The organism is Paenibacillus sp. JT31N7, assembly GCF_059692095.1.
On the sequence record NZ_JCAUAT010000008.1, the window covers coordinates 41,105 to 65,655 of the forward strand.

Annotated in this window: 19 protein-coding genes; 3 read left to right on the top strand and 16 right to left on the bottom strand. The window is 53.8% G+C overall.

Features of this window, described 5'->3' with window-relative positions:
• The first annotated feature begins 155 nt into the window (after positions 1 to 155).
• Positions 156 to 956 (top strand): flagellar motor protein, encoded by an 801-nt coding sequence (locus AC58P5_RS24660; RefSeq protein ID WP_497391363.1) that lies wholly within the window; start codon positions 156 to 158, stop codon positions 954 to 956.
• On the top strand, positions 940 to 1,767 hold the full coding sequence (locus AC58P5_RS24665) for a flagellar motor protein MotB (RefSeq protein ID WP_497391365.1): 828 nt from the start codon (positions 940 to 942) through the stop codon (positions 1,765 to 1,767). The genes AC58P5_RS24660 and AC58P5_RS24665 overlap by 17 nt, the downstream gene beginning before the upstream one ends.
• A gap of 134 nt (positions 1,768 to 1,901) precedes the next feature.
• Here the strand turns inward: AC58P5_RS24665 and AC58P5_RS24670 are convergent, their stop codons facing one another.
• The 5 genes from AC58P5_RS24670 to ftsE form a co-directional block, all read right to left on the bottom strand.
• The gene (locus tag AC58P5_RS24670; protein ID WP_497391367.1) at positions 1,902 to 3,191 is read right to left on the bottom strand and encodes a PDZ domain-containing protein; all 1,290 of its coding nucleotides are present in this window, start codon (positions 3,189 to 3,191) and stop codon (positions 1,902 to 1,904) included.
• A 174-nt stretch (positions 3,192 to 3,365) separates the two neighbouring features.
• Positions 3,366 to 4,820 carry a S41 family peptidase gene (locus AC58P5_RS24675; protein ID WP_497391369.1) on the bottom strand — a complete coding sequence of 485 codons (1,455 nt, stop codon included), beginning with the start codon at positions 4,818 to 4,820 and terminating at the stop codon, positions 3,366 to 3,368.
• Positions 4,821 to 4,915: 95 nt separating this feature from the next.
• Positions 4,916 to 6,169, bottom strand: a complete 1,254-nt coding sequence (locus tag AC58P5_RS24680; RefSeq protein ID WP_497391371.1) for a murein hydrolase activator EnvC family protein — start codon at positions 6,167 to 6,169, stop codon at positions 4,916 to 4,918.
• A gap of 44 nt (positions 6,170 to 6,213) precedes the next feature.
• Positions 6,214 to 7,131 carry a permease-like cell division protein FtsX gene (gene ftsX / locus AC58P5_RS24685; RefSeq protein WP_497391373.1) on the bottom strand — a complete coding sequence of 306 codons (918 nt, stop codon included), beginning with the start codon at positions 7,129 to 7,131 and terminating at the stop codon, positions 6,214 to 6,216.
• The gene (ftsE, locus tag AC58P5_RS24690; protein ID WP_413000172.1) at positions 7,121 to 7,807 is read right to left on the bottom strand and encodes a cell division ATP-binding protein FtsE; all 687 of its coding nucleotides are present in this window, start codon (positions 7,805 to 7,807) and stop codon (positions 7,121 to 7,123) included. The genes ftsX and ftsE overlap by 11 nt, the downstream gene beginning before the upstream one ends.
• A gap of 258 nt (positions 7,808 to 8,065) precedes the next feature.
• Between ftsE and AC58P5_RS24695 the strand changes: the two genes are divergently transcribed.
• A complete protein-coding gene (locus AC58P5_RS24695) occupies positions 8,066 to 9,508 on the top strand; it encodes a VanW family protein (protein ID WP_497391375.1) in 1,443 nt (480 codons plus the stop codon).
• A 127-nt stretch (positions 9,509 to 9,635) separates the two neighbouring features.
• Here AC58P5_RS24695 and argH read toward each other — a convergent pair whose 3' ends face one another.
• The 11 genes from argH to hpf all read right to left on the bottom strand — a co-directional run bounded on the left by argH (position 9,636) and on the right by hpf (position 24,534).
• Positions 9,636 to 11,051: an argininosuccinate lyase gene (argH, locus tag AC58P5_RS24700; RefSeq protein ID WP_497391377.1), complete on the bottom strand. Its 1,416-nt coding sequence runs from the start codon at positions 11,049 to 11,051 to the stop codon at positions 9,636 to 9,638.
• A gap of 100 nt (positions 11,052 to 11,151) precedes the next feature.
• Positions 11,152 to 12,390 carry an argininosuccinate synthase gene (locus tag AC58P5_RS24705; protein WP_497391379.1) on the bottom strand — a complete coding sequence of 413 codons (1,239 nt, stop codon included), beginning with the start codon at positions 12,388 to 12,390 and terminating at the stop codon, positions 11,152 to 11,154.
• Positions 12,391 to 12,422: 32 nt separating this feature from the next.
• Positions 12,423 to 13,379: an ornithine carbamoyltransferase gene (gene argF, locus AC58P5_RS24710; RefSeq protein ID WP_497391381.1), complete on the bottom strand. Its 957-nt coding sequence runs from the start codon at positions 13,377 to 13,379 to the stop codon at positions 12,423 to 12,425.
• A gap of 66 nt (positions 13,380 to 13,445) precedes the next feature.
• The gene (gene argD, locus AC58P5_RS24715; RefSeq protein WP_497391383.1) at positions 13,446 to 14,636 is read right to left on the bottom strand and encodes an acetylornithine transaminase; all 1,191 of its coding nucleotides are present in this window, start codon (positions 14,634 to 14,636) and stop codon (positions 13,446 to 13,448) included.
• A 41-nt stretch (positions 14,637 to 14,677) separates the two neighbouring features.
• Complete coding sequence (argB, locus tag AC58P5_RS24720) at positions 14,678 to 15,463, bottom strand: acetylglutamate kinase (protein WP_497391385.1); 786 nt, start codon at positions 15,461 to 15,463, stop codon at positions 14,678 to 14,680.
• 45 nt (positions 15,464 to 15,508) lie between these two features.
• Positions 15,509 to 16,735: a bifunctional glutamate N-acetyltransferase/amino-acid acetyltransferase ArgJ gene (gene argJ, locus AC58P5_RS24725; RefSeq protein WP_497391387.1), complete on the bottom strand. Its 1,227-nt coding sequence runs from the start codon at positions 16,733 to 16,735 to the stop codon at positions 15,509 to 15,511.
• Between the two features lie 147 nt (positions 16,736 to 16,882).
• Entirely contained in the window at positions 16,883 to 17,932 is a 1,050-nt protein-coding gene (argC, locus tag AC58P5_RS24730; protein WP_497391389.1) for an N-acetyl-gamma-glutamyl-phosphate reductase, read from the bottom strand.
• 249 nt (positions 17,933 to 18,181) lie between these two features.
• Complete coding sequence (locus tag AC58P5_RS24735; protein ID WP_497391391.1) at positions 18,182 to 19,066, bottom strand: YitT family protein; 885 nt, start codon at positions 19,064 to 19,066, stop codon at positions 18,182 to 18,184.
• Between the two features lie 611 nt (positions 19,067 to 19,677).
• A protein-coding gene (prfB, locus tag AC58P5_RS24740; RefSeq protein ID WP_497391393.1) for a peptide chain release factor 2 occupies positions 19,678 to 20,791 on the bottom strand; the annotation gives its coding sequence in 2 pieces (ribosomal slippage) (positions 19,678 to 20,718 and positions 20,720 to 20,791; 1,113 coding nt in all).
• 197 nt (positions 20,792 to 20,988) lie between these two features.
• On the bottom strand, positions 20,989 to 23,493 hold the full coding sequence (secA, locus tag AC58P5_RS24745; protein ID WP_497391395.1) for a preprotein translocase subunit SecA: 2,505 nt from the start codon (positions 23,491 to 23,493) through the stop codon (positions 20,989 to 20,991).
• Between the two features lie 492 nt (positions 23,494 to 23,985).
• Positions 23,986 to 24,534, bottom strand: a complete 549-nt coding sequence (hpf, locus tag AC58P5_RS24750) for a ribosome hibernation-promoting factor, HPF/YfiA family (RefSeq protein WP_218231312.1) — start codon at positions 24,532 to 24,534, stop codon at positions 23,986 to 23,988.
• Positions 24,535 to 24,551: the final 17 nt, after the last annotated feature.

Genomic DNA, 24,551 nt, shown 5'->3' on the forward strand with positions numbered 1-24,551 from the left:
TATTCGGGCTGCCGGAAATAAGAATATGTGTTCCCGTATAATTATACTCTTTTTATGATCCGGTTGCAAATATTCAGACTCGATTTTATTTCCTTATTTTAGGCGGCAGCCTGGTCTGCATCATGAACATATTTCGATTTTAGAGGTGGTCAATTGTGGATTTGGCAACATTGTTAGGGCTTATACTCGGCTTGGGGGCATTAATCGGGGGATACATGTGGGACGGCGGTCATCTGACTTCGCTCCTCGTTCCAAGTGCCATGCTGATCGTCTTCGGAGGAACCTTCGGTGCGGTAGCGGTGAGCTTCCCAGTAGCAACCCTCAAAAAAATTCCGAAAGCGCTCGGAATCGCATTCAAGCAAACCCAGCGGGACACGACAGCCACCATCGACGAAATCGTCGACATGGCTACTATCGCCCGTCGCGAAGGCGTACTGGCTTTGGAACAAAGAGCCCAGGAGCATCCCAATCCTTTTCTGAGAGACGGTCTTATGATGGTCGTAGACGGAACCGATCCGGAGCTTACCCGGCAGATTCTGGAGCTAGAAATGGACTCCATCGAACACCGCAACGACGGTATGACCAAAATGTTCGAAGCCGCAGGCGGCTACTCTCCGACTATGGGAATTATCGGAACGGTGCTCGGGCTTATTCACGTACTCGGCAACTTGTCCGATCCATCCACACTCGGCCCCGCCATCGCGGTCGCTTTCTCCGCCACCTTGTACGGGGTTATGTTCGCCAACGTGGTCTATCTGCCGATAGGCAACAAGATCAAGCTGCGCGGCAAAGAGCAAATTTCCGAAATGGAACTGATGCTGGAAGGCATTCTGGCTCTCCAGGCCGGTGAGAATCCTCAGCTGATCCGCAAAAAGCTGGCCTCCTTCGTTCACGAGAAGAATGCCGATAAGCAAAGCAGCGGAGAGGCGGGTGCCGTTCTTGCGGAAGAGAGGTAAGAAACAAGAAGAACACGTTAACCATGAACGCTGGCTGATTACTTATTCCGACTTGATTACGCTGCTCCTGGTGTTTTTTATCGTGATGTACGCGATGAGCAAAGTCGATACGAACAAATACGAGACTATGGCCAAGGCCCTGAATTCGCAATTTATGAAAAATGAATCCCTTCTGCCTCAAGGCAGCGGAATTTCCGGAACGATTATCCCTACGGCGAGCGACGGAACCAAGCCTAAGAAGGATACCTCCGCGGAAGAAGCAGCCAAGAAAGAGCAGCAGCTCAAGGACATGCTTCAAGCGATCCAGGCGTACATCAAAGATAACAACCTGGAGGCTAAAGTTTCCGCATCGGATACACCGAGGGGCATCGCCATTACGCTGAACGATCTGTTCCTGTTCGATCTGGGTAAAGCCGACCTCAAACCGGCCGCTTATCCCGTTCTTGAAAAGCTCGCTACACTTCTTCCTACGCTGAGCAACCGGGTCAGTATCGAAGGGCATACCGATAATATTCCGATTTCATCCGGATCGGCCTACAAAGATAACTGGGGACTCTCGTTTGCGCGTTCGCTTTCCGTTCTCCGCTATTTTACGAATACGGCTAAACTGAGCGATGACCATCTGATGGCGACGGCTTATGCGGATACCGTTCCTAAAATGCCTAACACAAGCGAAGAGAACCGCGCCAAGAACCGGCGTGTGGAAATCGTCGTGCTAAGGGAATTCCAAAATGACGAGCAGCTGCCGCAGCAGCAAAAAGAAGCGCCGCCGGCAGCTGTCGCGGAAGCGGCTCCCGCGATAACTAACTAAACTCAAGCTTGAAGGCTGGAGAACCCTCCCGCTTGCACCGCAATGCTAAAAAACCCCGACGGTCACCATAAGGTGATGTCGGGGTTTTTTATTTGCTTTAAAGAGCTCCCGCAGAAAATCGCTCCGTTCGCTCCCTAGAAGGTTTCTTCCGAAGATTTCGTCAACAGCCCGGTCAGCTTTCTCGTAAAATATGTCAGAAGCGGCAGCTGCCGGATTTCGACGTAATAAACGGCATCCTGATCCGGGCAGATGACGATGCCAAGCTGATGATGTTCGCCCGCGAAGACCGCCCGCTTGTGAAAACGGATCTCGCCTTCCATGTCGACGATCTCCAGCTTGCAGTACGCCGAGCTCACCTGGATCGCCTGGTGCAGCTCGGTTTTGCTGTGAACCCGGACGCCGTTTACCTTGTGTACAAGCTCTCCGGGTTTCAGCCCCAGCTCGGCGGCGGGACTGCCCGGCACCACCGCCAGAATCTTCAGCCCGCGGGGCTGGTTGATAAAGCACGGGCTGCGCTGCGCTTCTTCCCATCGTCCGTACCAGATCACCGCTTCGTGCAGCACAATTCCCAGCACGGCAGCGACAACGGTGAACGGACTCCAGACCTGCGCAAGCAGCGCGGAGAGGAAGAGCACCGCTGCATAGACCAGCAGCATAGCGGAGCTCCGCTCCACCTTCTCCTTCGGAAGCCGGGTCATCGTCAGCTCCGTAAAACCGATCATGGCGGGGAAGGCGAGCAAGCTCCAGCCAGCCAGCAGAGCATCGCCGGTAAACAGCGGCGACCAGGGAAAATCAACCGCTCCCGTCCCCGCTTGAACCGGAACCGCTAGGAAAAGCGGCACCGGCCAGAATCCCTGGAGCTGGTAGCCTCCAACGATCTTGCCCCGCTTGCCTTCGTAGAACATGGGGCTCGCCATCCGTGATCCCTGCGAGCGGATCAGGAGGGCTTCCGCCGCGTGGAGAACGGCCACCAGAGCCAGCAGAGACGGAACGTCAGCGTTCCTTACCACGGCAGCCAGGCTGCTCCAGAAACCGTCTCCGGCAGGAGTCGGTAGTGCCGTCAGCACAACTTGCAAAATACCGAGAAGTCCCACCGAGTACGCCAGGCACAGAAACCGGATGCGGATGAGAATCATCACGACGGACAGGCCCCATAGCAGCAGAATCGTATCCGCTTGCAGGGAGACGCCGACGAACAGCATGACGACCGATACGCCGAGCCCTGCGACCCAGCCCCACAAATAAGTCCGCCAGGTCTCCCCAATAAGGGAATGAAGGCGGGTGGCAAACAATTTTCGCTCAAATTGAATTTGTTTCCGGTACTGCAGAATGACAAGAAGAAGTCCGATATACGTAAAAGGGTTCAGCCATAACCGGCCGAACGCCGTCAAGAAACGTCCGGCAATATCCGCAATAATGTCCATAACTCACTCCCTCGAGGCTCGAATCCATGCTTCTTTCTTGTAAAAAATCCGACGGTCTGCTTAGTATATACATTCGACCCGCCCTCTTTATTTCCTTCCGTCCCCACTCAATTGGCAAAAAGAAGGGGACGGCCGGACCCGCGCCGGAGCGCGCAAAGTCCTACCGTCCCTCTTTTATTTCGAAAGCTGGGTTTGCAGCTCTTTAACGGCCGCTTTCAGCTGATTGTCGTTCTTCGGAAGCTTAACGGCTTCCAGAACGGCGCTTTCCAGCTTCTTGGCTGTCGCCGTATCCACATTGCCGGTTACGGACAGACCGCTGCTCTTCTGGAACGCTTTGACGGCATCCGCCGTTTTGCTGCTGTAGTAACCGTCAGTCCGGCCGGGTTCATACCCTATACCGGTCAGCATCAGCTGCAGGTTCTTCACATCGTCGCCGTTGCTGTCCGGCTTCAAAGTATCTTTCTTCGACAGAATCGATGCTTTGAAGAACGCCGGCTGCTCGACCGCGATATCCGGCTCGATCCCCTTCTTGTGAATCCAGTTGCCGTCCGGGGTCAGCCACTTGTAGACGGTCATTTTGATATTGCTGCCGTCTCCCATTTCCTTCACATACGTTTCCTGCACGGTGCCTTTGCCGAACGTAGTCTCGCCGACGGTTTTGCTGCCGACAGCCTCTTTAAAAGCACCGGCCAGAATCTCGGAAGCGCTGGCGCTTCCCTTATTCGTCAGCACGACAACCGGATATTTCTTGCTGCCGTCCTTGGATGTCGTCGCTTCCCGTTTGCCTTCCCGGTTTTCGATCTGTACGATCGGTTTGCCCTTCGGCACAAACGGCTCGACAATATCTATCACAACGTTGAGAAGTCCGCCGGGATCGTTCCGGACGTCGATCACAAGCCCTTTCATTCCCTGCGTCTCCAGCTTTTTCAGCTCTTCTTGGAAGTGCTCCGCCGTATTTGCCGAAAACTGGCGGATTTCGATTTTGCCGATGCCGCCCTCAAGCATTTCGCCAAAAACCGTCTCAATGTCGATTTCGTCACGGACTACAATCACTTGAACCGGCTCCGTCGAACCCTGCCGCAAAATATCCAGTTTGGCCTGAGTGCCCTTCTGGCCGCGGATTTTGACGACCGCCTGATTAACAGTGAGCCCGTCCAACTTTTCGCCGTTAACGGATACGATCACATCGTTAGCCATAATTCCGGCTTTCTCGGCCGGCGATCCCTTGATCGGGGAAACGACCTTGATTTTACCGTCTTCCGACGTAACCTCGGCCCCGATTCCTTCGAACGACGAATTGATGCTCTCGCTGAACTGCTTCGCTTCATTGGAGTCCATATACACCGTATAAGGATCTTCAAGCGACTCCAGCATTCCGTTGATGGCGCCGTTCATGATTTTGTCGTGATCGACCTTGTTCAAATACTTGTTCTCGATCAGTTGGTACGTCTTTGCAATTTTGCCGACGTCCTGACTGCTGAGTCCCGAACTTCCTGCGGTTGCCGAAGCTCCGACGGATTTGCTCCCGAGAGGCAGCAAATTTCTGCCCGTAAAGGTCAGCGTCAGAATGCTGCTTGCGAACATCCCCAGCAGGACGAATGCGATCACCGTACGCCCTTTGAATTGCACTGCCGTTCACCACCTTTGTACTTGCACCCTTATGAGCTGCTCTTGCTAGTGTATGACAAGCTCTTCCAATTTATGAGTGCCAGTCGCCGAAAACCTTAATAACCGATATAGCTGGACGGATTGACCGGTTTCGAATTGATCCGGACTTCAAAATGCAGGTGATTACCGGTGGATCTTCCCGTGGAACCTACCTCTGCGATTTTCTCCCCGCGTTTCACGGATTGGCCTTTAGAAACCTTAATGCCTCCGTTACGTATATGTCCGTACAGGGTCCAAACGCCGCCCCCGTGATCGATAATGACACAGTTGCCGTAGCCGCTCCACTCGGAAGCGACCAGTACAGTGCCGGATTCCGCCGCATAAATATCGGTGCCTTGCGGAGAGGGCATGTCAATTCCCGTATGACCGGCGAAGGAGCCGTTGATCGGATCTACACGGCCTCCGTAACCGGATGACAGCGAAACTCTCTTCGGAAGCGGATAGCCCATGCTGCCGCCGGAACCCGCTGCCGGGCCTCCGCCGCTGGAGCCGCCGGAATACGAAGAACTCTTCGCTGCTGCAGCAGCAGCAGCCGCTGCGGCTTTTGCATCCGCTGTTTTCTTGGCCTGAAGCTGAGATTCTTTCTTGGCATATTCCATAATCGCCTGTTCCTGGTCGCTGCTAATCTCTTCCAGATGCTGCTGCTCGGCGGACAGGGATGCGATTTTCACTTCTTTTGCTTTTTCCTTGACGAGGAGATCCTGCTTAAGATCTTCCGTCTGTGCGTACAGATTTTTTACATAAGCCAGCTGTTTCTCAATCTGCTGTTTCTTTTCGGCCACCAGAGCACGGTCTTTCTTGTTCGCTTCCAGAATCTCTTTATCCTGGCCCACAATAGACTTCAGCGCCGACATCCGGTCGATAAAGTCCGAAAAGCTCGTGGAATTCAGCACGACTTCCAGATAAGACACCGAACCGTTCTCATACATAATGCGCATGCGTTTCTTCAAAAGCTCGTCCCGGGTTTCAACCCGCTTTTCCGCTTCGTCCAGCTGCTTGGCATTGTCTTCGAGGTCTTCGGTCGTGTTCTCGATCTGCACGTTCAAGCCGGTAAGCTTGGCCGTTGCGCTATCGAGCTGGTCCATCAAGGTTTCGATATCCTTGGCGGTTTCCTGTTTTTCCTGTTGAACCTGTGTAAGCTGATTTTGAACGTCCTTCGCCTTCTGTTCGGCAGCGGACTTCATTTTCTTCATATTCGAAATTTCCTGATCGATTTTGGCCGAGTTGGAAGCCCCGTTGGCCACCGCATACGGCAGCAATGTTGTCGAGATTCCGAGTGCAACCACTAAAGGCATGAGTCTTTTCTTCAAGTGTTGATCCTCCTCTTACACATTGTGCATGCGCCCATTCACGTCTACACTTTGAGAAACTTGCGCACGGAGATGATGCTGCCCCAAATTCCGATAAGGAAACCAAGGCATAACAGCAGTCCGGCAATGACATAACTGATTTCGGCAAAAGGCTTTAATTTGATAAAGACCATACTCAGGTCCGATTTGCTGGACTCCACCAGCTTGTTGTACCCGTACAGGAGCACGGCCACCGGTATGGCGGAACCGCCGATTCCCAGCAGAGCCCCTTCGATAAAGAACGGCCAGCGGATAAAAGCGTTCGTTGCGCCCACCAGCTTCATGATCGAGATCTCTCTGCGTCTGGCGACGATGGTAAGCTTGATGGTATTGGCAATTAAAAATACCGATGTAAAAGCGAGAAGGGCTACAAGAATGAGTCCGACGTTGCGGACAATCTGCGTAATTTTGAACATGTTCTCAACCGTGCCCTGGCCGTACTTGACGCTGCCGATCGGCTTCGGTTCCTTGCCTTCGTTAAGCTTATTGATTTTATCTGCAACACCCGCCACTTGCCGGGGGTCTTTAACCTCGACTTTAAAAGCGGGCGGCAGCGGATTCTCGTCGCCTTCGAAACCTTCCAGGAACCCTTTTCCTTCTTCCCCAAGCCGGTTCCGGAGATCTTCAAGCCCTTGCTCCTTCGAGACGAAAGTAACCTTCTGGACTTCCGGCAGGGCATTCAGCTCCTGCTTCAGCTGGTTGGTCTGATCTTCCGCAATGTTCAAATCCATGTAAACGCGGATTTCGACTTGCTTCTCTATTTGATCTGCCACGTAATTCACGTTCAATGACAGCAGCAGGAATAAGCCAAGTATAAAAAGCGAAATGGTGATGGAACTGATCGACGCGAAGGTCATCCATCCGTTGCGAATGATGTTGCGAAAGCCTTCCCGCAGATGGCGGGCCATTGTCCTACTCTTCATAGCCGTACTCACCTCGCAGCTCGTCACGGGCGATAATCCCGTTCTCGATAGCGATAACGCGCTTGCGCATCGTGTTGACGATTTCTTTGTTGTGGGTCGCCATCATGATCGTCGTTCCACGGAAATTGATTTCTTCCAGAAGCTTCATGATTCCCCATGAGGTTTCGGGGTCCAGGTTTCCTGTCGGTTCATCGGCGACAATCACCGCCGGGTTGTTCACTATTGCCCGGGCAATTGCGATCCTCTGCTGTTCACCGCCCGAAAGCTGTCCCGGCAAAGAATTCGCCTTATCCTTCAAGTGCACGAGATCGAGTACTTCCATCGTGCGCTTTTTGATCAATTTCTTCGGTGCCTCGATAACTTCCATCGCAAAAGAAATATTTTCATAGACGGTCATCTTCGGCAGCAGCCGGTAATCCTGAAAAATAACGCCGATGTTGCGGCGCACATACGGGATTTTCCGCTGTTTAAGTTTCTCGATGTTAAAACCGTTCACAAATATTTGCCCTTTTGTAGGTCTTTCCTCCCGATAGATCATCTTCATAAAAGTAGATTTACCGGCGCCGGACGGGCCGACAATATAAACGAATTCGTTGCGGTCGACCTTGACATCGATCCCCCGCAGCGCATGAGTTCCGTTAGGATACGTTTTCCAGACATCCTGCATTTCGATCAAAATCATCACTTCCTGTTAACGGCGGATTGATCCTAGCTCATACAAGTTCGACAGCCATCTTAAAAATCCTTTTAAAAAAGGGAATATTCAACATCTTTTCGCAGCGGACGCGAATTTTGTTGGGGGTTGCCCTATTTTCGACTCAGGCATATTTGTCCGATGAATCCATAGACATGTAGAACAGGCATCCGTCTGAATGTTCAAGTTCAACTTGAGTCCAAAGTGTCAGTGCGCCAAATTCCTTGAAGGAGTTTACTTATGAAGCCAGTTAAGCGTGTGCTAACGACAATTGCCATCGTCCTGCCAGTGGCGGCCGTTGTAGGGCTGGGTTCCATTGCCTTTTACGGCTCGCGCCCGGCTTTTCCGGAGCAATTCTCCGTATCGGGGTGGAAGGTGGGCGGAATGGCTTACGCCGATTTCCCCAAGCAGTTAAGCCGCCAGGTTGCGCTTCTGAATTCCGTCCCCGTACAGCTTGTCTCGAGCCGGAAGGAAGTTCCTTCCCGTTCGCAGAAGCTGCAGGATTTGGGATTGCGTGTGGACGATCGCGAGCTTCAGACACTCCTTCATGATCTTACGGAAGGAAATTTGCTGGATCGTGCACGCAACCGGTGGAAGCTCCGGCATTACAAGGCGAAAATCGGCTTGTCCGTAGAAGCGGATCAGCTCGAAAAGAAGCTGCAGAGCCTATGGCCGGATATGTATGCGATACAACCCGTATCCGCCCGGCGTATCGTTACGCCCGATGACCGCGTGCAGTTTAAAGCGGGACAACCCGCCCTCCGCATTGATGCTTCCGGCTTAAAGGCGGACATAGAGCGGCAGATCAGGCAGATAGATCCGAAACGGGCGGAGAATCCGCTTTCCATACAAGTCCCTTTTCGGCTGCAGGAGCCCGAGGTGACGGAAAAAATGCTGCGCGACCAGCATGTGGACCGGCTTCTTACGCAGTTTTCGACCCCGCTTAACCAATCGTCGCCGGGACGCAAACATAACGTCCGCTCGACCGCAGCGACTCTTCATGAAGTGATCCTAAAGCCGGGCGAAATTTTCGATTACGCCCCTATTATTGAACAGACCGGCGATAAATTCGGCTTCCGGGAAGCTCCCGTTATCCTTAACGGCAAGCTCGTTCCCGGAGTAGGGGGCGGAATTTGCCAAGTTTCCACCACGCTCTACAACGCGGTTCTGCGCGCCGGTCTGGAGATTGTCGAACGAAGAAACCATTCGCTGCCGATCAGCTACGCCCCTCTGGGGCAAGATGCCACATTTTCGACAGGTTTCATCAATTTTCGCTTCCGAAACGACACAAAAGCCCACCTCCTTATCCGAACGGAAATGTCGGATACGGCGCTGACTATTAAACTATTCGGGAGCATTCCCTCGGATACGACGTATGAGATTGTGTCGAATACCGTTGAGACGATTCAACCGCCCGTCAAATACGTGCAAAACCCCGGGTTGAGAGCCGGTGAACAAATGGAGCTGAGTCCCGGCAAGCAAGGGTTTGTGGTCGATACCTACCGGATAAAAATGCAGAACGGCAAGGAAGTCTCCCGTGAAAAAATTTCCAGAGACCGCTATGCTCCGCAAGCGAGAGTCGTCGCGTCTAATACAGGCGTACTCAAGCCACCGGTTGAATCCGGTCCTCCGCAAAAGAACGTCATTGAAGACGGAGTCACCCAGAACGGCAAGAAACCTTAGTGCCTGTAAAAGGACCCGCCTAACCGGCAACAGAGGGACAGGGCGAAACAGGAAAGGCCCTGAATAACCCGTGCGCGGCACAACGGCCAAACGCATGAATTTCATGAGCCTTTCGGTTATTTCCCCATTATTTACTTTTATCGAGCTTGCTGTCAACCCAACTTACAGTTACTTCCAGCGCCTTCTCCGCACGTGAAATGGCTCCCTCTACCTGGCTGCTGGCCGTGCCTCCGTACACGTTACGGGCATTAACCACTTGCTCCGGCTGAAGCACTTCGTAAATGTCGTCGCCGAACAGTTCGGAGAACTTGTTGAACTCTTCCATGGACAGATCGAGCAGAAATTTACCCTCTTGGATGCAGTAGAGGACCGTCTTGCCGATCACTTCGTGAGCCTGGCGGAACGGCAGACCTTTGTTAACGAGATAGTCCGCAATGTCCGTGGCGTTGGAGAAATCCTGATTCACCGCCTGGCGCATGCGGGCTTTGTTCACTTTCATCGTGGAGATCATCGGCGCGAAAAGCTGCAGGGCGCCTTGAAGGGTGCGGACCGTGTCCAGCATGCCTTCTTTGTCTTCCTGCATGTCCTTGTTATAGGCCAGCGGGAGCGCCTTGAGTACGGTCATGAGGCCGAACAGGTTGCCGTACACGCGGCCGGTTTTGCCGCGGACAAGCTCGGCCACATCCGGGTTTTTCTTCTGCGGCATGATAGAGCTGCCCGTACAGAAAGCATCGTCCAGTTCGACGAAGTTGAATTCGGTGCTGGACCACATAACCAGCTCCTCGCAGAAACGGGACAGGTGCATCATGATGAAAGATGCATTGGCCAGGAACTCCAGAATAAAGTCACGGTCGCTGACGGCGTCCAGACTGTTCTCATACACTCCTTCGAAGCCAAGCTGTTCCGCTACGAAGTGACGGTCGATCGGGAACGTGGTTCCCGCAAGCGCGCCTGCGCCCAGCGGCAGAACGTTGATCCGCTTATAGCTGTCCTGAAGACGCTCGATATCACGCTGGAACATCGACACATAAGCCATCAGATGGTGGGCGAACAAAATCGGCTGCGCACGCTGGAGATGCGTGTAGCCCGGCACGATTGTATCCAGGTTAGCCTTGGCCTGCGTCAGGAGAGCCTCCTGAAGCTTCTGGAGCAGGCTGACGAATTCCACCACACGTCCGCGCAAATACAGGTGCATGTCGGTCGCCACCTGATCGTTACGGCTGCGGCCCGTGTGCAGCTTGCCGCCTACCGGCCCGATCTCATCGATCAGCGTCTTTTCGATATTCATATGAATGTCTTCGTTGGCGACCGTGTATTCCAGCTCGCCGCGGCGGATCATACCCAGTACGCGCCCAAGCCCGTCCTTGATCGTTTCGACATCTTCTTGAGGAAGGATGCCGCATTTGCCAAGCATAGTCACATGGGCAAGACTGCCCTGGATGTCTTCTTCCGCCAGTTCTTTATCGAACGTGATGGAAGCTGTGTATTCTTCTACTAATTGGTCGGTTTGCTTCGTAAACCGGCCGCCCCATAATTTCGACACGACTGCTGCCTCCTTCGATTTCAACGGAACAACGGGCCGATTCCGGCCCGTTCCCCGTTTCCTGTTTCACAGGTATATAAAAAACCGATTAATTTCCCGATTATTTCCCGGATTGCTGCTCTACGCCGGAGCTTACTTTCAGACGCAGCGCGTTAAGACGGATGAAACCGGCCGCATCGCCCTGGTCGTAAGCTTGGGTCGGATCCGCTTCCATCGTCGCGATATTCGGGTTGTACAAGCTCACCGGACTTTTCACGCCGGCCGCGATCACGTTGCCTTTGTACAGCTTCATGCGGACCGTGCCCGATACGTTTTTCTGGCTCTCGGTTACAAGCGCTTGAATAGCCAGACGCTCTGGAGCAAACCAGAACCCGTTATATACGAGCGTGCTGTATTTGGAGATCAGAGAATCGCGCAGATGCATGACTTCACGGTCCATGGTCAGAGATTCGATGTTGCGGTGAGCCGCAAACAGAATCGTGCCGCCCGGCGTCTCGTATACTCCGCGGCTCTTCATGCCCACGAAGCGGTTCTCGACCATGTCGATACGGCCGATGCCGTGCTTGCCGCCAAGCTCATTGAGCGTTTCCATCATTTGCAGCGGGTTCAGCTTCTCGCCGTTGATAGCGACTGCATTGCCCTGCTCAAATTCAAGCTCGATGTATTCCGGCTGATCCGGTGCGTCTTCCGGAGATACGCTGAGCACGTACATGTCGCGGTTGGAATCGGCGCTTGCGTCGAACCAAGGATCTTCGAGCATGCCGCTCTCGAAAGAGATGTGCAGCAGGTTGCGGTCCGTCGAATACGGTTTCGACGCGGTTGCCTGCACCTGGATGCCGTGCTTCTCGGCATATGCGATCATTTCGGCGCGGCCCGGGAACTGCTCCCGGAACGCTTCCAGGCGCCATGGGGCGATTACACCGATTTCAGGCGCAAGCGCAGCGGCCGTCAGCTCAAAGCGCACCTGGTCGTTCCCTTTGCCGGTAGCGCCGTGCGCAATGGCCGTAGCACCTTCGGCGCGGGCGATCTCGACCATGCGCTTGGCGATCAGCGGGCGCGCGATGCTCGTGCCGAGCAGGTATTGCCCTTCGTAGAGCGCGCCGGACTGGAACATCGGATAGATGAAGTCGCTCGCGAATTCTTCGCGGAGATCATCGATGTAGACCTTGCTGGCGCCGGTTGCCAGCGCTTTTTCTTCCAGGCCGTCAAGTTCGTCCTTCTGTCCGATGTCGGCTGTAAAGGCGATAATTTCAGCATCATAGGTTTCTTTAAGCCAAGCCAGAATAACGGACGTATCCAAACCGCCCGAGTAGGCCAGCACGATTTTTTCTTTAGCCATGTTTTCCCTCACCTTTGCTGCCATAATTTTAGTTACATAATCGAAGCCATAACGGCTTTTTGTGCGTGTAGGCGGTTTTCCGCCTGATCGAATACGAACGAATTCGGTCCGTCGATCACACCTTCGCTGACCTCTTCACCCCTATGTGCCGGTAGGCAGTGCAGGAAGAGGTAATCCTTCTTCGCGTAGCGGGCAAGCTCCTCGTTCACCTGGTAGCCGCTGAAGGCACTTTCGCGCTCTTGCTGCTCGGCTTCGAAGCCCATGCTCGCCCACACGTCCGTATAAATCACGTCCGCATCCGCCACCGCTTCCTTCGGATCCTGGGTAACCAGCACGGAGCCGCCCGATTGGGAGGCAAATTCCCTGCTGCTGCGGACAAGCTCTTCATCCGGCGTGTACCCTTCCGGAGAAGCGACCGTGATGTTCAGGCCGAGTTTGGCCGCTCCGACAAGCAGGGAGTGGACCATATTGTTGCCGTCGCCGACATAAGCGATTTTAAGCCCTTCCAAGCGGCCTTTATGCTCCTGAATCGTCATATAATCCGTCAGGGCCTGGCACGGATGAGAAAAGTCCGTCAACCCGTTGATAACCGGAATAGTCGCGGCTCGCGCCAGATCGACCACGTTGCGGTGGGCAAACGTACGGATCATGATGCCGTCCAGATAGCGGGACAAAGTCTGCGCCGTGTCGGAAACCGTTTCTCCGCGTCCGAGCTGGATGTCGTTTTTGCTAAGGAACAAAGCTTGACCCCCGAGCTGAAACATCCCTACTTCAAAAGAAACACGCGTCCGCGTGGACGATTTCTCGAAAATCATGCCGAGCGTCTTGCCTTTGAGAAGCTGATGGGCTTCGCCGGCCTTTTGTTTGGCCTTCAGATCGCGGGCCAGCGTGATCAGGTGGTTAAGCTCCGCGGGTGTGTAATCGACCAGCCCCAGAAAATCTCTTCCCTTAAGCTGCTGCTGCAATTCTTCCTGTACCGTGCTGGACATGGGAATCCGTCCTTTCTTTCCTGCAAAATGTCGGAGCGTCCGCAGAGCTGCGGACGACCTTCTTGTCTATTGTACTAAAGCAGAGGCTTTTCTTGCCAGCACATCGCAAACGACGTCCAGGCCCTTCTGCAAATCTTCTTTCGGAATAACGAGGCTCGGCAGCAGACGCACTACTTGCGGGCCGGCCGATACGACCAGAACACCCGCCTCATGAATCTCGGCTATCAGCTCCGCTGCGGGCAGTTTGCATACGATACCGATCAAGAGTCCTTCGCCGCGCACTTCTTCGACAAGCGGGTTGCCCGCAAGCTTCTCACGGAGCGTCTTAACTGTCCATTCACCCAGCTCCGCCGCACGCTGAGGAATTTTTTCGCTCAGCATATACTCAACAGTCGCGATAGCAGCCGCGGTAGCGATCGGCGTTCCCCCGAATGTGCTGCCGTGGGAGCCTGCGGAGAAAGCCGGCGCCACTTTGGCGTTACCCAGCATGGCCCCGATCGGGAAACCGCTGCCAAGGCCTTTGGCCAGAGTAAAGATATCCGGCTCGATGCCGTAGTGCTCATAGGCGAACAGCTTTCCGGTGCGGCCCATACCCGTCTGAATTTCATCGACGATGAGAAGCAGTCCGCGCTCCTTGCATAGTTCGGCCAGCGCCTTCACGAAAGCGGGATCCGCCGGGATTACGCCGCCTTCGGCTTGAACCATTTCCAGCATAACGGCGCACGTACGCTCGCTGATCAGCTTTTCGACAGAATCAAGGTCGTTATAGTCGGCGTAGACAAACCCTTCGGGAAGGGGATGGAAGCCTTCCTGCACCTTCTCTTGTCCGGTTGCGGTCAGGGTAGCCAGCGTACGGCCGTGAAACGACTGTTGGAACGTAATGATCTCGTAGCGGTTCTCGCCCAGCACCTTCTGCGAATAACGGCGCGCAAGCTTGATAGCCGCCTCATTGGCTTCGGCACCGGTCGAGCAGAAGAACACGGCGTCCGCGCAGCTGTTATCGGTCAGCAGCTTCGCCAGCTTTTCCTGATTCGGGATATGGAACAGATTGGACACGTGCCAAAGCTCGTCAAGCTGCGCCACAAGCTTCTCTTTGACAACCGCCGGGGCATGCCCCAAATTCGTAACGGCAAGACCGGCCATCAGATCGATGTACTCCTTGCCCTGATCGTCCCACAATCGGCTGCCTTCTCCCTTTACCAGTGTGATTGGAAACCGGGCATACGTCGGAAACAAACTGCTTGCCTGCTGAACCATGTTCTTCACTCCCATCGTTTAATTGTTAAAGATAGCTGCCGCTAGCGGATAATCCGGGTCCCGGCCTGCGCTCCGTCCAGAACGCCGCTGAGAATACCGGGGACGGAACCGTCCACGATCACGACTTCCCGCACATCCCCTTGGATGCACTGGATCGCCGCCCGTACTTTAGGGATCATGCCCCCGTAAATATCTCCGCTCTCGATCATCGCCTCGATATCCGCAATGGTGACGGTCGGAAGCACCCGCTTCACACCGTCCTCCATCTTCATAATGCCGGGCACATCGGTTACGACGATCAGCCGGTCCGTACCGATCCGGGATGCGACCGCACCCGCTGCCGTATCGGCATTGATGTTGTACCGCTGGCTGCCGTCGGCTCCGAGACCGATCGGGGCAATAACGGGCATATAGCCCATTCCGACCACGCCTTGAATCAGCTCCGCGTTCACATCGGTTACGTCACCGACTAATCCTACTTCGGAGGTGTTCTCCACCGGCCGGGCCGTAATCAGGCGTCCGTCTACTCCGGACAATCCCAGGGCATTGCCTCCCGACAACTGAATGCGTCTCACGATTTCTTTATTGATCCGTCCGGCCAGCACCATTTCGACGACGTCGAGGACAGCCTCGCTTGTTTTGCGGAGACCGCCCACGAACTCACTCGCGATGCTGAGCTGATTCAGTGTCTCCGAAATGGCAGGTCCGCCGCCATGCACGATCACGGGAACAATGCCGCGGTCCTGAAGCTGCTTTAAATCCGTGAAAAAAGAATCCGGCAGTGCAGCCAGCGTACTCCCGCCGCACTTCATTACAAAACTGTCCATGTCTCCCCTTGCCTCCGTTCGTCTCACCAAGCGGGTCCTGGCGGCCTAAGTCCGATACGCCGCATTGATGCGGACGTAATCATAGGTCAAATCGCAGCCCCAAGCGGTCGCGCCGCCCTCCCCCATATTTAAGTGCACGTCAATCTGCACGATATCTCCCTTTAAGTAAGCCTCCGCCCGGTCCTCGTCAAACGCAACCGGTTTGGACTGCTTAAGTACGGCGATGCCTCCAAGACTTACATCCACCGTTTCCGTATTAACCGGCCGGCCTGCGCGTCCGACGGCTGCAATGATACGCCCCCAATTGGCATCCGCTCCGAAGCACGCCGTCTTAACAAGACTGGAGCCTACGACGGTTTTGGCAATCGCGCGTGCAGCCTCCTGCGAAGCGGCCCCGTGCACATTGACTTCGATGAGCTTCGTCGCTCCTTCGCCGTCTCTGGCGATCGCTTTCGCCAGATGCTCCGACACGTAGCGGAAAGCGGCCGCGAAGTCATCCCAGTCCGCATGGCCGGGCTGAAGCTTATCCCCGCCGGCCAGACCGCTGGCCATCACGACGACCATGTCGTTCGTGCTGGTATCGCCGTCCACCGTGATCATGTTGAAGGTGGAATCGGTCGCTTCGCCAAGCAGCTGCTGCAGGTGCTTGCTCTCGATGTTCGCGTCGGTGGTGACAAAACCGAGCATCGTCGCCATGTTCGGATGAATCATCCCCGAACCTTTGGCCGCTCCGGCGATATGCACTTCGCGCCCGCCGATGTTTACACGCACGCAGATGACTTTCTTCACCAGATCCGTCGTTAGAATCGCCTGGGAAAAGTCTTCTCCGCCTGCGGCGTGGACCTTCTCCGGCAGCGCTTCTATGCCGGCGAGCACTTTCGTCATCGGCAGCAGTTCGCCGATGACGCCTGTCGAGGTGACGCCGACCAGTTCTTCGGCGATTCCGAGGCGGCGTGCCATGGACTCGCGCATAGCGCGAGCATCCGCGAGTCCCTGCTCGCCCGTGCACGCGTTGGCGTTGCCGCTGTTGACGAGCATCGCCTGGAGCCTGCCGCCCGCGGCAATGCTTTCCTGCGTCACGCGAAGCGGTGCGGCCTGGAACGCGTTAAGCGTGTAAACGGCCGCAACGGCCGCCGGGACGTCGCATACGATCGCCCCGAGGTCGTTGCGCTCAGTTTTCTTCAAACCGCAATGCAGGCCGCCAGCGCGGAAGCCTTGGGGTGTAGTCACCGTGCCATCCGGCACGACGGTAAAACGGCCTAGCAGCGTCATGGATGCTCACCTGTCCTTTTTTTTCCATTATCCCTGAGATATCTTAGTATCTAGTAAATTCCCAGTACCGGTAAAATATATCGGACCCTCTCAATAGAGTCCGTTCCCGTTATGCCTAGCAATCTATCATGTAGACGACCGAAACTATTACGGATAAACCGGCGTAACCTGAAGACCCGCGGTTTCATCCCAGCCGAGCATCAGATTCAAGTTCTGGACAGCCTGCCCGGCGGCGCCTTTCATCACATTGTCGATAACCGAAACGACGGTGACCCGGTTCGTCCTCTCATCTACGGCAAATCCGATATCGCAGTAATTCGAACCCCATACTTCTTTGGTCGCCGGCCACTTGCCTTCTTCGCGGATCCGTACAAAACGGCGTCCTTCGTAGAAATTACGGTACATCTCAATGAACTCGCGGGTGTCATGCTTTCCGTTCAACTGCGCATAACAGGTCGCCATAATTCCGCGCGTCATCGGCACAAGATGAGTCGAGAAAGTGATGATGACTTCACGTCCCGCGGCATCGCTCAGTACCTGCTCGATTTCGGGAATATGCTGATGACGGTTAAGTTTGTATGCCGAAAGATTCTCGTTGGCTTCCGCGTAATGAACGCCGAGGCCCAGTCCTCTGCCCGCACCGGAAATGCCGGATTTGGCATCCACGATAATCGTGGACGGATCGATCCAGCCCGCTTTCACTGCCGGAACCAAACCAAGAAGTGTAGCCGTCGGGTAACAGCCCGGGTTGGAAATAAACTCTTTTCCCGGTACCTGCTCCCCATAGATTTCGCACAAACCGAAAACCGCCTTATCAAGATCCTCCTGGGATGCGCCTTCGCGTTTGTACCACTGGGTATAGATCTCCGGGGTTTTCAACCGGAAATCTCCGGACAGATCGATCACTTTGAGACCCGCGTCCAGCATCTGCGGAGCCAGCTTGGCAGCTACCCCCGCCGGTGTCGCCAGAAAAACGACATCCGCTTTGGAGGCGATCAACGGTACGTCCACAGCATCCAACGAATCGTGCATAATGCTGTTCAAATGAGGAAATCCGTCTGAAATAGGCGCGCCTGCACTCGAAGACGAAATTACCGAAGTGATTGTTACTCCCGGGTGTCCGAGCAGCAGCCTGATCAGCTCTACTCCCCCGTAACCGGTCGAACCTACAATAGCCGCTCTCACGTGTTCCGTCATTGCTTTTTCCCCCAAACGTCCCAAAAATGATATGTATTATTATACAGACATAGGTATAATAATTCAACGACTTTTTTACCTGTCGAAGAGCCCCTCTTCAACTTTAGTCAATGACGCACAAAAAAACAGCTGTCCATAGAGACAGCCGTTTTCTATTAAAGGAAACAGGTTCGGAATTGAGCTGTATTGGGGAGGATCGGTCTTCCCGTCTTTTAACTTTTATGCAGAATGTTTTGTATATATGCAAAGTTATACCGCCCGTTTGAAACCCTCGCCCAGCACCTCGTTCGCATTGCTTAAAATAATAAACGCATTCGGGTCGATCGACTGTACCAGCGCTTTGAGCTTGCTGACTTCGCTTTGGCTGACGACTACCATAAGCACAAGCCGCGCATCACCCGTGTATCCCCCGGCTCCGGTCAGTTGGGTCAGACCACGGTCCAGATCATGAAGAATCGCTTCGCGAAGCTTCTCCGGGTCATTTGAAATAATATAAGCCACTTTCGAGGTGTTAAATCCGACTTGGACGATATCGATGGTTTTCGTGGTCACAAAGAGACCGATAAGCGCGTAAAGGGCTTTTTCAGGACCGAAAATAAGACCGGCCAGCAAAATGACCATTCCGTCAAAAACGGCAACCGATACACCCAAGCTCAAGCCGGAATACTTATGTAAAATTTGCGAGGAAATGCTGAAGCCTCCCGTCGAACCGCGGCCGCGGAACACGATCCCGATACCGAGTCCCAGCACCATGCCGCCGTAGATCGTTGCAAGCAGAATGTTATGAGTCAGAGTCGGCAGATGGCTGGTCAGCATGACGCAGAGCGGCAGAACGATCGAACCTACGACAGCCTTAAGGCTATAAGAACGGTCCAAGAGCCACAGACCGAGCAGAAACAAAGGAATATTCAGGCCCCACTGCGTTAAAGCGGGCTGCCAGCCCAAGGTTTGCTGGATAATAGTCGACAGGCCGGATACCCCTCCGGAAGCAACCTGATTGGGATTGAGAAAGACGTTAAAACTGATGGAAATAATCAAACAGCCGATCAGCAGCATCGCATATTCGTACACTTTCTGCTGCGGACTGTTCAGGACAAGGCGGGCTTTTCTCCGTTTGCCTTTGGCCATAGCCATGGGCGTTCCTCCTATCTTTTACCGGCCGTTCGTGCCGGTTATCTCTAGTTTTGCCTAATGAAGGTCTATTGTTGTATGCGTAAGGTACTGGAATTATTATGGCATCAAAAGAAGCGTTTGCCTACCTATAATTAACCGGTGGTCAAAATAATTTTGAACCGACGTAGAGGCCTGTGTCTGGTTAGCACTGCCCGGGCGTCCTTCCGGTTCTGAAAAGAGTTCATTCCTTCGCGGGCTTGCCCGCACCGGTTTGTCCGCTGTGAGCAGCTTGTGATTGACCACAACGCATGGGCAGCTCCCAGCCCGCCCCGTGTAGCGGCGTATGACGGTGGTCGCCCAAACGATCACCAAGCGCTGCCTTACCGACGCATCGGGAGCTCGCGCATGCGGCGCGGATAGTCAAGTCAGCATGGGCTCCTTGCAGTGTTCACGTAATCCGAGGATGCACAGCCCGGCCTTTTCTTGCCTGTCTGTCAGCGGGATAAGCACAGGGCTGGGTGTTCACGAAGATTCCGTAGGGTGCTTTTCGTCAACTACCGAGGACACACCATACCCCCGGCATATAAAAAAAGCGGGGCCGCAGGCACTCGGCCTCCTTCCCCGCACGCTCATTATTCTTCTTTCTTCTGGATCTGCAGGCGCAGATAAGCATCGATGAACGGATCGAGATCGCCGTCCATTACCGCTCCCACGTTGCCTGTCTCTTCCGTAGTCCGGTGATCCTTGACCATGCTGTAAGGATGGAAGACGTAGGAACGGATCTGGCTGCCCCACGCAATGTCAGACTGCTCTCCGCGGATTTCCGCGAGATGCTTCTCCTGCTCCTCGATCTTCTTCTCGTAGAGCTTCGATCTCAAGTGCTTCATGGCCCGTTCCCGGTTCTTGATCTGGGAACGTTCCGTCTGGCACGTCACCACAATGCCTGACGGCAAGTGCGTAATCCGCACGGCCGAATCCGTCGTGTTGATGTGCTGGCCGCCCGCTCCGCTCGCGCGGTACGTGTCGATCTTCAAGTCCTCCGTTCGGATATCGATCTCCACGTCGTCTTCGATCTCCGGGACCACGTCGCACGACACGAATGACGTGTGGCGCCGGCCCGAGGCGTCGAACGGCGAGATGCGCACGAGACGGTGTACGCCCTTCTCCGCTTTAAGATACCCGTAGGCGTTGTAGCCCTTGATGAGGAGCGTAACGCTCTTCACGCCGGCCTCGTCTCCGGGAAGATAGTCGAGCACCTCGACCTTGAAATCCCGTTTCTCGGCCCATCGGCGGTACATCCGCAGCAGCATCTCCGCCCAGTCCTGGGACTCCGTCCCGCCCGCGCCCGGATGCAGCTCGAGAATGGCATTCAGCCGGTCGTACGGCTGATTGAGCAGCAGCTGCAGCTGGAAGTCTTCCAGCTTGCGGAGAACGCCTTTCAGGCCGTCGGCCAGTTCGGCCGCCATGTCCTCATCGTTCTCCTCGTCAGCCAGCTGCGCCATGACGTCCAGGTCTTCATATTCGTTATTCATCGCCTGGAACTGATCCACAACGCTCTTTATGGCGTTGAGTTCGCCGATGATTTTCTGGGCCTTCTCGTTATCGTCCCAGAAATCCGGCGCCGCCATTTTAACTTCATAATCTCCGATCTCTTCGAGCTTATGATCTAAGTCAAAGAGACCCCCTTAATTCCGTTAGTCGCTTCGCAATTTCGCGCAGGTCTTGTTTTACTTCCGGTTCCAGCATACCAACACCTCGGAGTCCTCATATTTGTTCTAGCAGTTAGTTGTAACACTTGGTTGTAAAATTCGCGGGTCCCGGCTGCTGCTCTAAGCTTATCATAACCGGGGCGGTGCCAGGATATAAGCGAATATGCAAGGCTATGCATGAAAAATGCATAGCCTTGCATAAGATACAGCTTATAAATCCTAGTCGGATACGAATTACGCTCCGTGGCACTGCTTATATTTCTTGCCGCTTCCGCAAGGGCAAGGATCGTTGCGGCCGATTTGCTCTTCTTTTACGATCGGCTGCTTGCCTGCGGATTCTACTTTGGGGTCCACGGCTTGGCCTTCGGCCACGGCTTGACGCTCCAGATTGCTTTCGACATGGGCCTTCATGATATAAGTGGCCACTTCTTCCTGGATGCTGTCGACCATTTCGTGGAACATTTCGAAGCCTTCGAACTGGTACTCACGAAGCGGATCCGTACCGCCGTATGCACGAAGGTGAATCCCTTGGCGAAGCTGATCCATCGCATCGATGTGATCCATCCATTTGGAATCGACCGCACGCAGAACGACGACTTTCTCAAATTCGCGCATAAATTCAGCGCCGATTTGTTCTTCGCGCTCGTTGTATTTTTCTTTGACTTTCTCATCAATAAATTCAATGATTTCGTCGATCTCTTTACCCCAGATATCTTTGCTGTTCAGCGCATCTTCGGAAAGGAAGTTGTTATTCACGTAATCGACAACCGCCTGAAGGTCCCACTCTTCCGGAATTTGAGATTCGCTGCAGTGGGCGTTCACAATACGCTCAATGCTGGAACGAAGCATCGTTTCCACGATCTCACGGATATTCTCGGACTCAAGCACCTCACGGCGCTGTTTATAAATAATTTCACGCTGCTGGTTCATAACGTCGTCATATTGGAGGACGACTTTACGCATGTCGAAGTTGTTGCCCTCTACACGCTTCTGAGCGGACTCGATCGCACGCGTGATAAGCTTGCTTTCGATCGGCTGATCCTCTTCCATGCCAAGACGGTCCATCATAGCCATGATGTTCTCGGCACCGAAGCGCTTCATCAGTTCATCGCCAAGCGACAGATAGAACTGGGAGGAACCCGGATCACCCTGACGGCCCGCACGACCGCGGAGTTGATTATCGATCCGGCGGCTTTCATGGCGCTCCGTACCAATAATATGCAGCCCGCCGATTTCGTGGACTTGGTCACCCAGCATAATATCGGTACCGCGGCCCGCCATGTTCGTTGCGATCGTTACTGAACCGGCTTGTCCCGCGCGGGATACGATTTCCGCCTCTTCGGCGTGATACTTCGCGTTAAGCACCTTGTGCTGAACGCCTTTTTTCTTCAGCATTTCGGATAGCAGCTCGGAATTCTCGATGGAAACAGTACCTACCAGTACCGGCTGCTTATTTTTATAGCGCTCGACGATTTCTTCCACGACCGCTTTGAATTTGCCCATCTCTGTCTTATAAACAACGTCAGGCATATCTTTACGGATCATCGGACGGTTAGTCGGCACAATAATAACGTCCAGACCGTAGATCTTCTTGAACTCTTCTTCCTCCGTCTTCGCCGTACCGGTCATACCGGCCAGCTTGCGGTACATACGGAAATAGTTCTGGAACGTGATCGTCGCCAGCGTCATGCTCTCGTTCTGCACCTGGAGCTGCTCTTTCGCTTCGATCGCCTGGTGCAGGCCTTCGCTGTAGCGGCGGCCGGTCATCAGACGGCCCGTAAATTCGTCGACGATCAGAACTTCATCGTCCTGAACGACGTAATCCACGTCGCGGCGCATAATGACGCGTGCTTTCAAAGCCTGGGTAACGTGGTGGTTGAGGGTCACGTTCTGATGATCGAACAGGTTCTCGATCCCGAACGCCTTCTCCGCTTTCTCCACGCCCTGCTCCGTCAAAGATACGGAACGCACCTTGATATCGACGGTGTAATCCTTCTCCGCCTCCATCTTGCTCACAAAACGGTCCGCCGCATAATACATATCCGTAGATTTGGCAGCCTGTCCCGAAATAATCAGCGGTGTTCTCGCTTCATCGACCAGAATGGAATCGACTTCGTCGATAACGGCAAAATAAAGCGGACGCTGAACCATCTGCTCTTTGTAAAGCACCATATTATCGCGCAAATAGTCGAATCCGTATTCATTGTTCGTGCCGTAGGTTACGTCGCAAGCATAGGCAGCCTGCTTCTGTTCATGCGAAAGATCATGAAGATTGACCCCGACGGTCATCCCCAGGAAATCGTAAATCTGGCCCATTTCGCCGCTGTCACGCTGCGCCAGATAGTCGTTGACGGTAACCACGTGCACGCCTTTGCCCGCTAGCGCATTCAGATAGACGGGAAGCGTACCGACGAGGGTTTTACCTTCACCGGTTCTCATCTCGGCGATTTTGCCTTCATGCAGAACCATGCCGCCGATTAACTGCACGTCATAGTGACGCTTGCCCAGCACCCGCTTGGAAGCTTCACGCACAACGGCAAATGCTTCCGGCAGCAGGTCGTCCAGCTCTTCGCCCTTTTCCAGACGCTCGCGGAACTCGACGGTCTTGCCTTTTAATTGTTCGTCGGACAGAGCGGAAATTTCCGCCTCCAGCCCATTTATAGCATCGACTGCTTTCCAATATCGCTTGATTTCACGTTCGTTGGAATCACCAAACATTTTTTTGACCAGTCCTAGCATCGGTGAACCCCTTTCCCTTACACTCAGTATCCTTAAATTGTATCAGTTTGCTCGTCAAGCCGCAACAAAACAAGGCTTCAGAGCGGGAACATTTCAGTTTATCAGATGTGCTTCTCTGTAGCAAACCTACTCCTTTACATACGTAAAAGCTCGCGCTTTGTTGCAGGTCTTGTCGGCAAAGCCTCTGAAAAGGCATTTTTTCATTTCCAAAGTTGGTGAAATTTTACCGGTTGGCCGTTGAACAGACAGGAGCCTTTAAAACCGGTTTGTTACTGATCTCCGATCGGGCGAGCCTTGTCTACTATATAAGGAAGAAACACGACGGAAGTTTCCACGTTTTATCCGAGCTATTTCGCCTGAATCTTACATACTTATGATTTAAATATAAGCTATAAACATTTAAAAAGCTTGACCCTGTCGGATCAAGCTTCGGTTTCATATTTTCAGTTAGAAGTTCGTCTGGCATTTGCACAATCAGTAAGGTGGTTAAGGTCAAATAGCCGGTTCGATAAGACCGTACCTGCCGTCGTCCCTTTTATAGACCACGTTCACTTGCTCCGTGTCCATGTTGGAAAAAACGAAGAAATCATGACCAACCATGTTCATCTGCAGAATCGCTTCATCGATATCCATCGGTTTCAGCGTAAACCGCTTCGTGCGGACCAGTTCGTAATCCTCCTCTTCCTCATCCATGGTGAGAACCGGGCTTTCCAGCTTGCTCAACTCGCGTTTGTTGCCTTCCAGGCGGATTTTACGATTCATTTTCGTTTTGTGTTTGCGGACTTGGCGTTCCAGCTTGTCGACCACCAGGTCAATTGCCGCATACATGTCTTGATCTTTATTCTCGGCACGGAGCAGGACGCCCTGGAGCGGAATCGTCACTTCCACCGTGTGGATGTTTTTGACTACGCTAAGTGTCACAAATCCTTCCGAGTTGAGGGGGGCTTCAAAGTACTTCTCCAGCCTACTCAGCTTTTTTTCCACATACTCCCTGAGGGCAGCTGTTATCTCGAGATGATCTCCTCGAACGGTGAATTTCATATAAAACTCCTCCCTTC

Bases quoted from the DNA above. Each gene is read 5' to 3' on its own strand.
- ftsX (WP_497391373.1), bottom strand. From the start codon at position 7,131: ATGAAGAGTAGGACAATGGCCCGCCATCTGCGGGAAGGCTTTCGCAAC.
- AC58P5_RS24695 (WP_497391375.1), top strand. From the start codon at position 8,066: ATGAAGCCAGTTAAGCGTGTGCTAACGACAATTGCCATCGTCCTGCCA.
- secA (WP_497391395.1), bottom strand. From the start codon at position 23,493: ATGCTAGGACTGGTCAAAAAAATGTTTGGTGATTCCAACGAACGTGAA.
- argF (WP_497391381.1), bottom strand. From the start codon at position 13,379: ATGTCCAGCACGGTACAGGAAGAATTGCAGCAGCAGCTTAAGGGAAGA.
- argC (WP_497391389.1), bottom strand. From the start codon at position 17,932: ATGACGGAACACGTGAGAGCGGCTATTGTAGGTTCGACCGGTTACGGG.
- argD (WP_497391383.1), bottom strand. From the start codon at position 14,636: ATGGTTCAGCAGGCAAGCAGTTTGTTTCCGACGTATGCCCGGTTTCCA.
- argJ (WP_497391387.1), bottom strand. From the start codon at position 16,735: ATGACGCTGCTAGGCCGTTTTACCGTCGTGCCGGATGGCACGGTGACT.
- AC58P5_RS24670 (WP_497391367.1), bottom strand. From the start codon at position 3,191: ATGGACATTATTGCGGATATTGCCGGACGTTTCTTGACGGCGTTCGGC.
- argB (WP_497391385.1), bottom strand. From the start codon at position 15,463: ATGGACAGTTTTGTAATGAAGTGCGGCGGGAGTACGCTGGCTGCACTG.
- hpf (WP_218231312.1), bottom strand. From the start codon at position 24,534: ATGAAATTCACCGTTCGAGGAGATCATCTCGAGATAACAGCTGCCCTC.
- AC58P5_RS24705 (WP_497391379.1), bottom strand. From the start codon at position 12,390: ATGGCTAAAGAAAAAATCGTGCTGGCCTACTCGGGCGGTTTGGATACG.
- AC58P5_RS24735 (WP_497391391.1), bottom strand. From the start codon at position 19,066: ATGGCTATGGCCAAAGGCAAACGGAGAAAAGCCCGCCTTGTCCTGAAC.